Source organism: Thalassococcus arenae, from assembly GCF_019104745.1.
GTDB classification, from domain to species: Bacteria; Pseudomonadota; Alphaproteobacteria; order Rhodobacterales; family Rhodobacteraceae; genus Thalassococcus_B; species Thalassococcus_B arenae.
Window position 1 is genome coordinate 50,330 of record NZ_JAHRWL010000001.1, and the last position, 15,123, is coordinate 65,452.

The 15,123-nt window shown below is 64.5% G+C and carries 12 protein-coding genes and 1 riboswitch; of the genes, 6 read left to right on the top strand and 6 right to left on the bottom strand.

What is annotated here, in order from left to right:
* Positions 1 to 6 precede the first annotated feature (6 nt).
* From KUH32_RS00230 to KUH32_RS00240, 3 genes are read left to right on the top strand one after another with little or no spacing between them, the layout of a single operon-like run.
* The gene (locus KUH32_RS00230) at positions 7 to 1,179 is read left to right on the top strand and encodes a D-alanyl-D-alanine carboxypeptidase family protein (protein WP_217776071.1); all 1,173 of its coding nucleotides are present in this window, start codon (positions 7 to 9) and stop codon (positions 1,177 to 1,179) included.
* The gene (gene tmk, locus KUH32_RS00235) at positions 1,176 to 1,802 is read left to right on the top strand and encodes a dTMP kinase (RefSeq protein ID WP_217776072.1); all 627 of its coding nucleotides are present in this window, start codon (positions 1,176 to 1,178) and stop codon (positions 1,800 to 1,802) included. Before KUH32_RS00230 ends, tmk begins: the two co-directional genes overlap by 4 nt.
* The gene (locus KUH32_RS00240) at positions 1,799 to 2,956 is read left to right on the top strand and encodes a DNA polymerase III subunit delta' (RefSeq protein WP_217776073.1); all 1,158 of its coding nucleotides are present in this window, start codon (positions 1,799 to 1,801) and stop codon (positions 2,954 to 2,956) included. Before tmk ends, KUH32_RS00240 begins: the two co-directional genes overlap by 4 nt.
* A gap of 57 nt (positions 2,957 to 3,013) precedes the next feature.
* Here KUH32_RS00240 and KUH32_RS00245 read toward each other — a convergent pair whose 3' ends face one another.
* Complete coding sequence (locus KUH32_RS00245; RefSeq protein ID WP_217776074.1) at positions 3,014 to 4,075, bottom strand: Mrp/NBP35 family ATP-binding protein; 1,062 nt, start codon at positions 4,073 to 4,075, stop codon at positions 3,014 to 3,016.
* Between the two features lie 108 nt (positions 4,076 to 4,183).
* Here KUH32_RS00245 and KUH32_RS00250 point away from each other — a divergent pair, with 108 nt between their 5' ends.
* Both KUH32_RS00250 and KUH32_RS00255 read left to right on the top strand, forming a co-directional pair.
* Positions 4,184 to 4,510: a DUF1127 domain-containing protein gene (locus tag KUH32_RS00250; protein ID WP_348541063.1), complete on the top strand. Its 327-nt coding sequence runs from the start codon at positions 4,184 to 4,186 to the stop codon at positions 4,508 to 4,510.
* 400 nt (positions 4,511 to 4,910) lie between these two features.
* The gene (locus tag KUH32_RS00255; protein ID WP_217776075.1) at positions 4,911 to 7,976 is read left to right on the top strand and encodes a valine--tRNA ligase; all 3,066 of its coding nucleotides are present in this window, start codon (positions 4,911 to 4,913) and stop codon (positions 7,974 to 7,976) included.
* A gap of 90 nt (positions 7,977 to 8,066) precedes the next feature.
* On the opposite strand, the gene KUH32_RS00260 is transcribed toward KUH32_RS00255, so the two are convergent.
* The 5 genes from KUH32_RS00260 to metZ form a co-directional block, all read right to left on the bottom strand.
* Positions 8,067 to 9,650, bottom strand: coding sequence for a 5-guanidino-2-oxopentanoate decarboxylase (locus KUH32_RS00260; RefSeq protein WP_217776076.1), 1,584 nt, complete (start codon positions 9,648 to 9,650; stop codon positions 8,067 to 8,069).
* Positions 9,650 to 11,101 carry a TrkH family potassium uptake protein gene (locus KUH32_RS00265; RefSeq protein WP_217776077.1) on the bottom strand — a complete coding sequence of 484 codons (1,452 nt, stop codon included), beginning with the start codon at positions 11,099 to 11,101 and terminating at the stop codon, positions 9,650 to 9,652. Before KUH32_RS00265 ends, KUH32_RS00260 begins: the two co-directional genes overlap by 1 nt.
* A gap of 46 nt (positions 11,102 to 11,147) precedes the next feature.
* Positions 11,148 to 11,381 (bottom strand): hypothetical protein, encoded by a 234-nt coding sequence (locus tag KUH32_RS00270; RefSeq protein WP_254898947.1) that lies wholly within the window; start codon positions 11,379 to 11,381, stop codon positions 11,148 to 11,150.
* Positions 11,382 to 11,545: 164 nt separating this feature from the next.
* A complete protein-coding gene (folE2, locus tag KUH32_RS00275; RefSeq protein ID WP_217776078.1) occupies positions 11,546 to 12,646 on the bottom strand; it encodes a GTP cyclohydrolase FolE2 in 1,101 nt (366 codons plus the stop codon).
* Positions 12,647 to 12,769: 123 nt separating this feature from the next.
* Complete coding sequence (metZ, locus tag KUH32_RS00280) at positions 12,770 to 13,948, bottom strand: O-succinylhomoserine sulfhydrylase (RefSeq protein ID WP_217778194.1); 1,179 nt, start codon at positions 13,946 to 13,948, stop codon at positions 12,770 to 12,772.
* A gap of 57 nt (positions 13,949 to 14,005) precedes the next feature.
* Positions 14,006 to 14,083: riboswitch (SAM riboswitch) on the bottom strand.
* A 229-nt stretch (positions 14,084 to 14,312) separates the two neighbouring features.
* Between metZ and KUH32_RS00285 the strand changes: the two genes are divergently transcribed.
* The gene (locus KUH32_RS00285) at positions 14,313 to 15,122 is read left to right on the top strand and encodes a DUF726 domain-containing protein (protein ID WP_254898948.1); all 810 of its coding nucleotides are present in this window, start codon (positions 14,313 to 14,315) and stop codon (positions 15,120 to 15,122) included.
* Position 15,123 lies beyond the last annotated feature (1 nt).

Consider the following 15,123-nt stretch of genomic DNA (forward strand, 5'->3'; position numbering starts at 1 on the left):
CTGCCCATGATCCCTGCCCTTCGCCGCCTGCTTGCCGGCGCCGCCGCCGCGGCGCTGCTTGCGTTCCAGGCGCAGGCTTTCGATACCCGCGCCCAGGCGGCCTATGTGCTGGACGTCAAGACCGGCACCGTTTTGATGGCCAAGAACGCCGATCAGCCTCTGCCGCCGGCCTCGATGTCCAAGCTTATGACGCTTTATGTCGCCTTCGAAGCGGTGCGCGACGGCCGACTGCGGCTGGACGAGGAACTACGCGTCTCGCAGCATGCCATGGATTACGGCGGCTCGACGCTGTTTTTGAAGGCCGGCGAACGGGTCAGCGTCGAGGACCTGATCCGCGGTATCATCGTATTGTCGGGCAACGACGCCTGCGTGGTTCTGGCCGAGGCGCTGAGCCCGGACGGAACCGAAGCCGGTTTCGCCCGGATGATGACGTCACGCGCCCAGCAACTGGGCATGACCAATTCGACCTTCAAGAACTCGAACGGCTGGCCCGAGGACGGCCATGTCATGTCGATGCGCGACCTGGCGTTGCTGGCGCGCCTGCTGATCGAGGATTTTCCGGATTACTATCCGATGTTCGCCGAGACCGAATTCCTTTTCGACGAGAAGGAAAGCCAGAACCGGTTCAACCGCAACCCGCTGCTGGGGCTGGGGATCGGCGCCGACGGGCTCAAGACCGGCCACACCCAGGAAGCGGGCTACGGTCTTGTCGGATCGGCCAAGCAGGGCGACCGGCGGGTGATCTTTTCGATCACCGGTCTGGACAGCGCCAAGACCCGCGCCGAGGAATCCGAGGCGATCGTGAACTGGGCGTTCCGGCAATTCGCCGAGAAGACCATCGTCAAGCCCGGCGTGCGCATCGCCGAGGCCGAGGTCTGGATGGGCGCGTCCGACCGCGTGGGGTTGGTCGCCGAGGCCGAGACCACGCTGCTGTTACCGCTGGCCGCGGCCACGCCCTACACGGCCGAAGTGGTCTATACCGGCCCGATCGAAGCGCCGATCGCCGAGGGGCAGCGCCTGGCCGAACTGATCATTCGCCCGGACGGTCTGCCCGAACATCGCGTGCCGCTGGTGGCGGAACAGACGGTCGAAGCCGGTGGTTTCGTGAACCGCATGCTTACCGTCAGCCAGGTCTTGCTCAAACGCATGCAATCGGGCGGCGCAGCGGAGGCAATGTGAGCCGCAAGGGCCTGTTTCTGAGCTTTGAAGGCATCGACGGATCGGGCAAGTCCACGCAGGCGCGGCGCCTGGCCGAAAGCCTGCGCGCCGGCGGCCGTGACGTGGTTCTGACCCGTGAACCGGGTGGCAGCCCCGGCGCCGAGGAAATCCGCGCGCTTGTGCTGCAGGGCGATCCCGACCGTTGGTCAGCGGAAACAGAGCTGCTTCTGTTCACTGCGGCCCGCCGCGATCACCTTGAACGCACCATTCGGCCCGCGCTGGACGCCGGCAAGGTGGTGATCTGCGACCGCTTTGCCGACAGCACGCGCATGTACCAGGGGCTCAGCCGCGGCGATCTGCGCGCCAAGGTGGACGCGCTGCACGACCTGATGATCGCGACCGAGCCGGACCTCACGCTGCTGATCGACATGGACCCCGCCGCCGCCTTGTCCCGCGCCAAGGCCCGTGCGACCGAGGAAGAGCGGTTCGAGGATTTCGGGATCGGCCTGCAGGAACGGATGCGCGCAGGGTTCCTCGCGCTGGCGGCCGAATTTTCCGACCGGTTCCGGGTCATAGACGGCAACCGCGGCGAGGCCGACGTGGCACGGGACGTCGCCGCCGCAATCGCGCCGCACCTGCCGTGACCGACACCGCCGACATTCCCGATCCGACGCAGCTCGACGGCGCACCGCATCCGCGCGAAACCGCGCGGCTGCTGGGACAGGGGCAGGCCGAAGCCGGTTTCCTGGATGCCTTCGCGACCGGGCGGCTGCATCACGGCTGGCTGCTGACAGGTCCGCGCGGGGTGGGCAAGGCGACGCTGGCCTGGCGCATCGCACGGTTCCTACTGGCAACGCCGCTGGAACAGGAAGACGGGCTGTTCGGTGCCCCTCCGCCGCCGAACTCGCTGGACATTGATCCGGATCATCCGGTCGCCCGCCGCATCCGCGCGCGATCCGAACCTGGCGTCTTCCTGCTGCGCCGCTTCGGCAAGGGGCCGGACAGCAACCCCGATCTGCGGTTGCAGAATTTTCAGAAGGGCGATTTCTCCAGCGAAATCCGGGTTCCCGAAGTGCGCGAGATGGCGCGCTTCCTGCACCGCTCGGCTGCCGATGGGGGTCGCCGCGTGGTGATCGTCGACGATGCCGATGCGCTCAACACCAATGCGGCCAACGCGTTGCTCAAGCTGCTCGAAGAGCCGCCGGCCGATACCGTGATGCTGCTGATCAGCCATCAGCCGGCGGGCTTGCTACCGACAATCCGGTCGCGCTGCCGGACCCTTCGGCTCGCCAGCCTTTCGGCCGAGGACATGGCGGCAGCCCTGGAACAGGCGGGCGCCCAGATACCCGTCGAAGAGACCACGGCACTGTCCGCACTGTCCGGTGGATCGGTGGGGTCGGCATTCCAGTTGCACGAGGCCGGGGGATTGGCGCTGTATGCCGACCTCGTGTCGCTGCTGGGCAGCCTGCCGCGGCTTGACCGCCCACGCCTGCTGGCGCTCGCCGAAAGCTGCGCGGGACGCGGCAAGGAAGCCCGCCTGGACCTTGTGCTGAGCCTGACCGACCTGTTGGCTGCCAGGCTGGCGCGGTCCGGCGTCATCGGCGCACCGCCCGAACACGAAGCCGTCCGAGGCGAATCCGAAGTGCTGCGGAGGCTGGCGCCCGATCCCGCCACCGGACGCCGCTGGGCCGAGGCGGTGCAGGTCGCCGGTGACCGCGCCCGCCACGCCCGCGCTGTCAACGTCGACTCGGCCGCACTGGTGACCGATCTGTTTCTGACATTGTCGCGCGCCGTCTGAACCCCGCGCAAAACCCTCGCCAGGGTTTTGCAAATGCCTCACAAGGCATTTGGCGGCTCAGACGATCCCGCCCTTGATCAAACGGTCGGCCAATTGCGCATAGGCCCGCGCCATGTCCCCGTCGCCCGCCGCGACGGGCGTGCCGGCATCGCCTGCCACCCGTGTCTCCAGATCGATCGGCAATTGCGCCAGAAGCGGTACGCCCAGCTTTTCCGCCTCGGCCGCGACACCGCCATGACCGAAGATGTGGCTATCCTTGCCGCAATGCGGGCAGGTAAAGACCGCCATGTTCTCGATAAGGCCCAGAACCGGCGTCTTCAGCGTGGCGAACGCATCAAGCGCCTTGCGCGCATCCAGCAGGGCCACATCCTGAGGGGTCGAGACCACGATTGCACCCGCCACCTCGGACTTCTGGCAGAGCGACAATTGCACATCGCCCGTTCCCGGTGGCAGATCGACGATCAGCACGTCCAGATCCCCCCAGTCGACCTGCATCATCATCTGCTGCAATGCGCCCATCAACATCGGCCCACGCCAGACCACGGCCTTGTCCTCGGCCAGCATCGACCCGATCGACATCACGGTCACGCCATGCGCCCGCAACGGGATGATCGTCTTGCCGTCCGGGCTGGCCGGACGTTTCGTCAGACCGAACATGCGCGGTTGGCTGGGTCCGTGGATATCGGCGTCGAGCAACCCCACCCTCTTGCCGGCCCGCGCCAGCGCCACCGCCAGGTTGGACGAAACGGTGGACTTGCCCACCCCGCCCTTGCCGGACCCCACCGCAAGCACCGTCTTGACACCTGCGGGTTTCATTACACCGGTCTGCGGCTGGGCATGGCCTCCGATTTTCAGTGATGGCGGTTTGGGTGCGGGGCCGTGCGCCGTCAGCGCGACCTGGACATTGGTCACGCCGGGCAATTCCGAGACAAGCCGTTCCGCCGCCTGGCGCAAGGGTTCCATCTGGCGCGCCATGTCGGCATTGGGGGCCTCGATCACGAAACGCACCGCGCCGCCGTCGACGCTCAGCGCTCGAATCATGTCGCGTGAGATCAAGTCGCCGCCATCCGGCAAAACAAGCCGTTTCAAAGCGCTTCGGATCGCGTCGGAGTTCGTCATCTGCCGGTTCCTTTCGTTCTCTGCCTGAGCAAGTGGCAGTGACGCCGCGGCAATCAAGTCGAAGCGCCGGTTTTGTATCACAATGACGCTTTTTCAAGCAGTTATCATATGCATTTGCTGCATAGCAGCATTGCCGGAGAGAGCATTGTGCAAGTGCAGCATTTGTCCCATCTTTGCTTCAACGAAACGCACACAGGTGCAAGAGGCAAGAATACGATGGCAAACGTGACCGACAGTTTTTCTCGCACGCAAGGTGGTCTGGGCGGCCGGTTCGCAGCGTTGGTCGTTGACCTTCGCGCACGCCTTGCGCGGCGCCGGATCTACCGGGAAACCCTTCGCGAGCTGAACACGCTGAGCGAACGTGAATTGAACGATCTGGGTCTGAACCGCTCGGTGATCCGCCGCGTGGCCTGGCAGGCCGCATACGAAGTTTAAGCGATACGGCAAAGGCTCCTCCTCCCCGAGCCTTCCGTAACAAGGCGGTGATGCGCTCCTCCTCCCTAGCATCACCGCCGCAAACACCGGGGCAATGCGCCCCAGACATGCAGGAACCCTCCTCCTCCCTTCGGGTTCTTGACATTGGCGGTGGCACCGCTCCTCCTCCCTAGGTGCCACCGTTCAGAACATCGAAGCGCGTGACGCTTCACCGATATTCGGTCCGCCTCTCCTCCTCCCTGGCGGCCGATGACCTGAACGGCGGCGCCTCTCCTCCTCCCTGGCGTCGCCGTTTTTTCTTGCCCGGGTGCGGGCATTCCCATCGCCAAGCCTTTCCCTTCCCTGCCCCATTCGCTAGGAGAGCCGGGACCAGACAACCAGGCACGAGGGACATCCCGCGATGGCGATGGACAAGACCTTTGACGCAGGCGCGGCCGAGCCACGGATCACCGCCGCATGGGAACGGGCCGAGGCTTTTCGGGCCGGCGCCAACAAGCGGCGCGACGACAGCTTTTGCGTGATGATCCCGCCTCCCAACGTCACCGGTGCGCTGCATGTCGGCCACGCGTTCAACAACACGTTGCAGGACATCCTGGTGCGCTGGCACCGGATGCGCGGTTTCGACACGCTGTGGCAGCCGGGACAGGACCATGCCGGCATCGCCACGCAGCTGCAGGTCGAAAAAAAGCTGATGGCCGAAAGCAACCTGCGCCGCACCGACCTGAGCCGCGAGGCGTTCCTGGACAAGGTCTGGGAATGGAAGGGCCAGTATGGCGGCACCATCGTCGAACAGCTCAAGCGCCTGGGCTGTTCCTGCGACTGGGAGCGCAACGCCTTTACCATGGCCGGCGCTCCGGGCGACCGGCGCATCGGACACGAGAACTCGGCCAATTTCCACGACGCCGTCATCAAGGTCTTCGTGGACATGTACGAAAAGGGCCTGATCTACCGCGGCAAGCGGCTGGTCAACTGGGACCCGCATTTCGAGACGGCGATCTCAGATCTCGAGGTCGAGAATGTCGAGGTCGCCGGTCACATGTGGCACTTCAAGTACCCGCTCGCGGGGGGCGCCACGTATGAATATGTCGAAAAGGACGAGGACGGAAACGTCACCCTGCGCGAAACCCGCGACTACATCTCGATCGCCACGACCCGGCCCGAAACGATGCTGGGCGACGGCGCGGTGGCGGTGCACCCGTCCGACGAACGCTATGCCCCCATCGTCGGCCAGCTCTGCGAAATCCCGGTCGGCCCCAAGGAACACCGCCGCCTGATCCCGATCATCACCGACGAATACCCCGATCCGACCTTCGGCTCGGGCGCGGTCAAGATCACCGGCGCACATGATTTCAACGACTACCAGGTCGCCAAGCGCGGCGGCATCCCGATGTACAGGCTGATGGATACGCGCGGCGCCATGCGCGACGACGGCGCGCCCTATGCAGAAGCCGCGGCGATCGCGCAAGCCGTCGCGCAAGGCAAGCGGACCCTGACCGAGTCCGAAGCCGACGCGCTGAACCTCGTGCCCGACCACCTGCGCGGGCTCGACCGGTTCGAGGCGCGCGAGAAGGTGGTCGAGGAGATCACCGCCGAGGGGCTGGCGGTGATGACGCGGGCGGACGATCCGGTTCTGGGCCGCAAACTGGGCGACGACGACGACCCGGCGGCGCTGGTCCCGCTGGTCGAAGCCAAGCCGATCATGCAGCCCTTCGGTGACCGGTCCAAGGTCGTGATCGAGCCGATGCTGACCGACCAGTGGTTCGTCGATGCCGAAAAGGTGGTCGGCCCGGCGCTGGAGGCGGTGCGTAACGGCGATATCAGGATCATCCCCGAGAGCGGTGAAAAGACCTATTACCACTGGCTTGAGAACATCGAACCCTGGTGCATTTCGCGCCAACTCTGGTGGGGGCACCAGATCCCGGTCTGGTACTATCCCGGCCCCGAAGGCGAGCCCTATCACGTTTGTGCCGCGACCGAGGAAGAGGCGCTCCGGGAAATCGCCTATCGCTTTCCAGACGGCACGGATTTCCGGGTGGTCGACACGATCCACGATGCCGTCGACCTGTTGGGCGACGATCTGCACAACCTGCATGTTCGTACCGAAGGCCGGATACAGCAGCCTAGCGGTCCGGTTGTCGTTCCTGTCTGGCGCGACCCCGACGTGCTCGACACCTGGTTTTCTTCCGGTCTCTGGCCCATCGGCACGCTGGGATGGCCAGAGGACACGGACGAATTGCGGCGCTTCTTTCCGACCAGCGTCCTGATCACCGGTTTCGACATCCTGTTCTTCTGGGTGGCCCGGATGATCATGATGCAGTTGGCCGTGGTCGATCAGATCCCCTTCCACACCGTCTACCTGCACCAACTCGTCCGCGACGAGAAGGGCAAGAAGATGTCCAAGACCACCGGCAACGTCATCGATCCTCTTGATATTGTTGACGAGTACGGCGCGGACGCGCTGCGCTTCACCAATGCCTCCATGGCGTCCATCGGCGGGGTTCTCAAGCTGTCCAGGGACCGCATCGCCGGCTATCGCAATTTCGGCACCAAGCTGTGGAACGCGGTGCGGTTTGCCGAACTGAACGGAGCCGTGGGGATCGACATGGCGCCACGCGGGATGCCCGCGCCGAATGCGACGCTGAACCGATGGATCGTCGGCGAAACGGCCAAGGTTCGCGAAACGGTCGACGATGCGCTGACCGAGTACCGTTTCAACGATGCGGCGAACGCGCTTTACGCCTTTGTCTGGGGCAAGGTGTGCGACTGGTATGTCGAGTTCTCCAAGCCGCTGTTCGAGTCCGACGACGCCGCCGTTGCGGCCGAGACGCGCGACACCATGGCCTGGGTCATCGACCAGTGCCTGACCCTGCTGCATCCGTTCATGCCCTTCATCACCGAGGAACTGTGGGGACTGACGGCCAAGCGGGACAAGATGTGCGTGCATGCCGACTGGCCCGAGGGGCTGGATACCTCGGTGGTCGATCCGGCGGCCGAGGCCGAGATGTCCTGGGTGATCGCGCTGATCGAAGGCGTGCGGTCCGCCCGTGCGCAAATGCGCGTGCCGGCGGGGCTTTACGTGCCGATGCTGGTCACGGAGCTGGACGAGGCCGGACGTGGCGCATGGGCGCGCAACGAGACGCTGATCAAGCGGCTGGCGCGGATCGAGTCGCTGGACGAGGTCGCCAGCTTTCCCAAGGGCTGCATCACAGTGCCGGTAGGCGGGGCGAGCTTTGGCCTGCCACTGGCCGACATCATCGACGTGGCCGAGGAAAAGGCGCGGCTGGAGAAGGCGTTGGGCAAGCTGAGCAAGGAGCTGGGCGGATTGCGCGGCCGGCTGGGCAACCCCAACTTCGTCGCCAGCGCACCCGAAGAGGTGGTCGAGGAAGTCCGCGAGAACCTCGCTGCGCGCGAAGCCGACGAGGCGCGGCTGAAGGAAGCCCTGGCGCGGTTGGCCGAGATCGCCTGAGCGGCTCGCAAGGCCGCGCAAGCGACTGGCAGGGCCATCGAACCGACGGTCATGCTTCGGGATTTCTCGCGCAATGCTGTTGGCTGCGCCCTACCTGATCCCGGGCGTGACGCGGATCACCGTCGGCACCGACGCCTCGAACGCCTCGCGCAGCGCCGCCTGCATCTCGACCAGCGTCCCGGGTTGGGCCGCCCGTGCTCCATAAGCCCTTGCCAAGGCGCAGAAATCCGGGTTGCGCGCAACCACCGCGTTGGGGGCGATCTGGCTGCGGATCATCGATTCCTCGATTTCCGCCAATTTGCCATTGTCCCAGATCAGGATCGGCAGGGGCAGGCCCAGTTCCACCGCCGTGCCCAGTTCCTGCACCGTGTATTGGAACCCGTAATCCCCCAGGATGGCCAGCGTGGGCGTGCCGGGCCGCGCCACCGCGCCACCGATGGCAGCCGGCAAGGCGTAACCCAATGTGCCAAAACCGTAGGGGTGGTGCCAGTGACCCGGCCGGGACATGTCCCAGATTTCCTTGGCGGCATAGGCGAATTGGGTCATGTCGGAATAGACCATCGCGTCTTGCGGCAAGGCCGTGCGCAAGGCGTCGATGACCGGCGGAAGGCCTGGGCGCTCGGCCTCGATTTCGGCCCGCCAGCGGTTCCGGGCGGCAGCGACCTGCCCGGCATCCCATTTCGGCGGCAGGTCCCATGATCGGGCGGGAATAGCGATGGCCATGGCGCGCAACAGCGTGCCCGCGTCGCCCAGCACGGCCAAGTCTCCGGCGCGGGCCTGCGCAAGCATCTGAGGGTCGATATCGATGCGGATCATCGGGCAGGTATGGCCGGGCGCGTCGCGCCACAGATCGACTTCGGCCAGTTCGGTGCCGATCGCGACCACAAGATCGGCTTCGGCCAGCACCCGCGCGCTGTCGGGACGGGCAAGGTAGGACCCGAAGAACAACGGCGTTCCCGGCGGCACCAGTCCGCGGCCGGCATAGGTGACGAAAGACGCAGCGCCGGTCTGGCGCAGCAGATCGGGGATCGCCGCCGCGCCGCCCCGCGCGCCCCCGCCGAACAGGAAGAGCGGTTTGCGCGCGAACAAAACCGCGTCAACGACCCGGCGCAGATCATCGGCCGATGCCTGCGGCAAGGCGGGCCGGGGCGGCGTTGGCGGGGCGGGATCGGCTTGCCCGCCAAGAACGGGAATCGGAACCTGGATGTGGCAGGGTCGCGCCCGGCCCGCCTCGAACCCCGACAATGCCCGATCGATCAAGGCATAGGCCTGCCCGGGGCTGCGCGCCTCTTCGGACCACGCGCAGACGGTTTCCGCCGCCGCGCGCTGGTCGCGCATCTGGTGCAGTTGACCGCGCATCGCGCGCGTGTCGTCCAGGCAGGACGTGACCGCCAGAACCGGCACACTGTCGGAATAGGCCTGGCCGAGCGCGGTCAGGGCGTTGGTGAGACCGGGGCCAGTGATAAGAAAACATACCCCCGGCTTTCCCGTGGCACGGGCATACCCATCGGCCATGAAGGCGGCGCCCTGTTCATGGCGCGCCAGAACGTGGGTGATGCCAGCCTCTTCGATGCCGCGATACAGCTCGACATTGTGCACGCCGGGAATGCCAAAGATCACCTCGACCCCGCGCATCCTGAGCATGTGAGAGATTTCCGAGCCCAGTGTCGCCATCACGCCCTCCAGAACCGGACGGTGAAGATCGCATAGACCGCCAACAGCTCCAGCCGGCCGACCAACATGGCAAAGCTCAGCATCCATTTCGCGGTATCCCCCAGTCCGGCGAAATTCCCGGCCGGACCGATCTGGTCACCCAAGCCGGGACCGATATTGGCCAGGGCGGCAGCCGCCCCCGACACCGAGGTCACGAAATCAAGGCCGGTCATGCCGAGCGCAACCGACAGAACCCCGAGACTGACGACGAAGAAAACGAAAAAGGACATGACCGAAGACAGCACGTCGTCGCTGACCGGGCGTCCGTCATAGCGCGGGGTAAAGACGCCATGCGGGGCTTGGATCTTGCGCAGCTGCACCTTGATCGAGGCGAACAGCAGTTGATAGCGGAATATCTTTATTGAACAGGCCGTCGACCCGGCGCACCCTCCGATCAGGCCGATGAAGAAGAACAGCGCAACGGCAAACGGACCCCACGTGTTGTAGTCGGACGAGGCATAGCCGGTGCCGGTCAGGATCGAAACGACGTTGAACAGCGCCTTGCGAAAGGCCGGTTCGCCGCTGTCGCCGCCGGAAACCAGCCGCCAGGCGGTGACCACCGCGACAATGACCAGGGCGGTCGCGAAAAAACCGCGGACCTGGCTGTCGAGCAGCAACGGGCGCGCGGTGCGTTGGGTGGTCAATTGCACGTAGCGCACGAATGGCAACGCCGCGAGCAGCATGAAGATCGAGGCAACGTATTCCGCACCCGCGCCATACGCGGCAAAGGACGCGTCGGAATTGGCGAACCCCCCCGTGGCCACGGTGGTCATGGCATGCACCGTCGCATCGAAAGCGTTCATCCCGGCCAGGATGTAGGCCCCGGCACAGACAAGCGTCAGCGAAACGTAGATCGTCGAGATCGACGAGGATATCTGCGTGGCGCGCGGCAGGATTTTCCCCATCGTGTCAAAGCCTTCGGATCGGAAGATCTGCATCCCGCCCACGCGCAGTTCCGGCAGGAACACCATCGCCACCACAATGATCCCGATCCCGCCCAGCCATTGCAGGATGCCGCGCCAGAACAGCAACCCTTTCGGCAGTTCCTCCAGCCCGCTGAAAACCGTCGATCCGGTCGTGGTCAGGCCGGACATCGCCTCGAAGAACGCATCGACGAACCGGGCCTCGGTGGCGCCCAGGACAAAGGGGATGGCACCGAAAACCGGAAGAGCGACCCAGACCCCGGTTGTCAGAAGAAAAGTCTGCTGGATCGACAGCCGGTCGGGCACGGAATTGGCGCATGCCAACGCCATCAATCCGCCGCTGAGGATGGTGACGATCGCGCTTTCCGCGAAAACCGACCATTGCCCGCGCCCCTCGGCGATGTCCACCAGCATCGGCAACAGCATGGTGGCACCCAGACAGGCGACAAGCAGGCCAATGACATAGGCAACGGGGCGGACGTCGAACATGGGCGAAGCGTTGGCGTTGCCCCGCCCCGGTGTCAAGCCACGGGCGTCAGGCAGGTGGGCTCAGCAGATCGCCGAAGACATGCGGAATGATGTCTTCTCGGCGCAGGCCCATGCGGGCGAGCTCGCCGTCGCTTTGCGCTTCAAGCGCCACGACCTCGCTCAGACGGGCACGCCGCAGTGCGTAACTGTTGAAGCCTTGTCCGGCTGCCGCGAAGAACAAGTCGAGCTTTTGCCCCAGACCGTCGGGCATGATGCGGATCTGAACATTCGTTTGCGTCATCTTGGAAACCTTTTGCCTGCGAGGTTTCCTCCCTTCGCGCAGCATGCCCCGCCCAAGGTTAAGAAATGAACGGCACCCATGGGCAAGGAACAGCGAATTTCAGCCACACGCACGAAAAAGCGCCCGGTATGACGCGGGCGCCGGTTTCCTGAACGTTTCGGGTATCAACCGATATGGAACAACGTCGTGAAAAGCTTGGGGTCCAGGCTGTCCTGCGCAAAGGTCGGGCCTTCGGTCAAAACCGAAACCGCATCATGGCTGTGCAGGCTTTCCTGGTGGCTTGCTATGACCCGATAGTCGCCGACCCGCGGATCCGCCTGCAGCTGCTCGGCGAAAAGCCGGGCGGCATCCTCGACAAAAATCGGGTTGGCGGCATTCAACTCGGCAAACGCCTGTTCATCCTCGCGCTTGACCATCACCTGGGTCTCGGTCGGCACCGCGCGGCGGCACATGTCGACCAGATCCTCGAACCACAGGCATTCGCTGCCCGTCAACTCGACCGACAGGCGCGCGACGGAACGCTGCGAATGCGGCGTCGCCAGCTGGCCGCGCGCGCGCCGCGCGTGTTCGCTCAACTCCAGTGAACAGGGGCAGGTCGAGCTGTAGACGTAATCGACATGCATGATCTTGCGCCGCACGCCGGCTGCTTCGACCAGTTCCAGCGCGATATCGTAATACTGGTAACCCGTGAGACCCGAGCGCAGGCTTTCCACCTTCATCGGAAAACTGAGCCGCATCATGATCCGCGCATCAAAACTTTCCAGATCGCTCTTGTAATCGTCCAGGGCCGCCTCGATCACCTCGAAGCTGAAGGTCTTGTCGGCGTGGGCATAGAACGATCGCATGATGCGAGACATATTGATGCCCTTCTTGTCGGCATCGAGGCTCACCGTACCGGTGACGCTGGTTTCAAGCGTCAGATCGCCGTTGTCGCGGGTGTGGTACTGGATCGGCAGGCGGAAGTTCGAGATACCGACATGCTGGATCGCGCGGTTTTCGCCGCGGATCAGCGAACTGGGGCCATTCTGCAGATCGGGCAAAGACGCCTTGTAGGCGGGCGTGACACGGAAATCGGTCGGGTATTGTCTTGCCAGATCGGGATAGGCTTCGGGCGCGGCACCAGGAACGAGACGGGCGACGACCGGATCAAGCGCGTCGATCTCGGCATCATGCGCCTTGCCGGCCCAACGCCGCAGCACAGCGAGGGCCTGTTCGGCTTCTTCGCGGCTCGGCTTGCGGTCTAGATCGGGCGTGAAAATGTTCATCTGGGCCTCCCTGGCCGTCTGTACACTGAACGTAGGCGCACCCGCCTACAAATTCCATGTCAGTGTTACGGAGAAAGATGCCGATCGGTTCACTCTTTTCTGTCGATTTGACGCCGGTTTGCGTCAAACCGCGTCGAGCGCCGCCAGGATATCCGCAACCAGATCGTCGGGATCCTCGATACCGACCGACAGTCGAACAAGTCCATCGCCGAACCCCATGGCTGCGCGCTGCTCTGGCGTAAGCCGCTGATGGGTTGTGGTCGCAGGATGCGTCGCAATGGACTTGGCATCGCCCAGATTGTTCGAGATCACAAACACTTGCAGTGCGTTTAAAAAACGGAACGCCGCGGCTTTTCCACCGCCGAGGACGATCGACAGCATCGTGCCGCCCGCGCCCATCTGGCGTTGCGCCAGCGCATAGTCCGGATGGCTGGCAAGTCCGGGATAGATCACCCGCTGGATCTTGGCATGACCATCGACCGCTTCGGCGATGGCCTTTGCGCCCGCGGTCTGCGCACGCACCCGCAGGTCGATGGTTTCCAGACCCTTCAGCATGACCCAGGCGGTGAACGGGCTCATCGAGCCGCCGGTATGCTTCATGTAGGGCTCGATCTTTCCCCGGATGATGTCGCGCGGCCCCAGGATGACCCCGCCCAGTGTCCGACCCTGTCCGTCGATATGTTTTGTCGCCGAATATACAACAATATCAGCTCCTTGCTCGATGGCCTTCGAGTAAATCGGAGTGGAAAAGACGTTGTCGACCACCACCCATGCACCGACGGCATGTGCAATCGCGGATATTGCTTCGATATCAACAAGTTCCAGCGTCGGATTTGACATGGACTCGAAGAATACGAGCGTGGTTTCCGGCCGGACCGCAGCGCGCCACGCATCCAGATCACCGCCATCGACGAAGGTCACCTCGACCCCGAATCGCGGCAGGATCTCTTGCAACACATAGAGGCACGACCCGAACAACGCACGCGCCGAAACCACGTGGTCGCCGGCCTTCAACAAGGCCGACAGCGCGCCGGAAACCGCAGCCATGCCCGACGCCGTTGCAAAGGCATCCTCGGCCCCTTCGAGCAGCGCCATGCGTTCTTCGAACATGGCCACGGTCGGGTTGCCATAGCGTCCGTAGATGTACTCGTCCGGTCCGGTCTTGATGAAGCGCGCCTCGGCAGCTTCGGCGGTGTCGTAGACGAACCCTTGCGTAAGAAAGATCGCTTCGCTGACCTCGCCCCACTGGCTGCGCTTGGTGCCGCCATGCACGAGGTTGGTGCGTTTGCCCCGTTTGGTCATGTTCCGTCCTCCGGGCCCCAGGCCCAACAAAAAAGCCCCGATCGCGGTCAAGCGAAAGGAGCCCTTCGTCCGACCTCTTTAGCGGCATGTTTTACGTGGCCCGCAATCCGGTAACAAATCGCCACAGGCATTTCGATAGAGCCCCCCGCGCAACAGGTCAAGACCGTTACGCAACCGTAATACCCCCTTCACCTTTGCGTCGTAGTCTTCGCTTACCCGCACTGCACAACATGTTGTGGAGCGTTCCATGCCCCTGTTGCCAGTTTCCGTTATGCCGACCGGCTTGACCCTGCAAGGTCAGACAGTCGATCCGATGCCGGAAATGCGCCGGCTCCTCGATCGGACGCCGGGCGCGGTATGTGTCATGGTGCATGGCTTTAAGTATCTTCCGGGGCACCCGAGACACTGCCCGCATGCAGGCATCCTTTCCGCCTCTCCTGCGCGCAACACTGCCCGCGTTGTCAGCTGGCCCCGGCACCTGCACGCCGGTGTCCGTCGCGATACGTCCATCGGAGTTGCCTTCGGTTGGCCGGCCCGCGCTTCGATCTGGAACGCCTATGACCGGGCCTTGCAGGCCGGCGACGCGTTGGCGGCGTTTCTTGCCGCAATCCGCCGGCATGCACCCGCGCGTCCCATTCGGCTTGTCGCCCATTCGCTTGGCGCACGGGTGGCGCTGCGGGCCATCGCGCAGTCGCGCCCGAATACTGTCGAAACCGCCATCCTTCTTGCCGCCGCCGAATATGCCGGCCTGGCCGAAGCGGCGCTGGACGACAGCGGCACCCGCGTTCTCAATGTGTGCAGCCGGGAAAACGATGTTTTCGATTTCCTGATGGAACTGCTGATCCGCGCACCAAGATCGGGCGACCGGATGATCGGCCACCGTCCACTTGGCGCTGCCGGTTGCACGACCTTGCAGATTGACGATCCGGCGAGCCTGGCTGCGATTGCCCGTATCGGCTTTCCGGTTGCACCGCCTTCACGACGCGTCTGCCACTGGTCGGCCTATCTGCGGCCCGGGCTTTTCCCGCTCTATCGCGCCGTGCTCGACGGGACGTTGTCGCTGAGCCGGCTGAAGGCAGTGCTTCCCTCGGACGCAGGCCCGCGTTGGTCGTTGTTGCGCCCGAACCGACCGGTCTCGCCCCGGGGTCTGCCCGCATTCCCGGCATCGCGGTGAA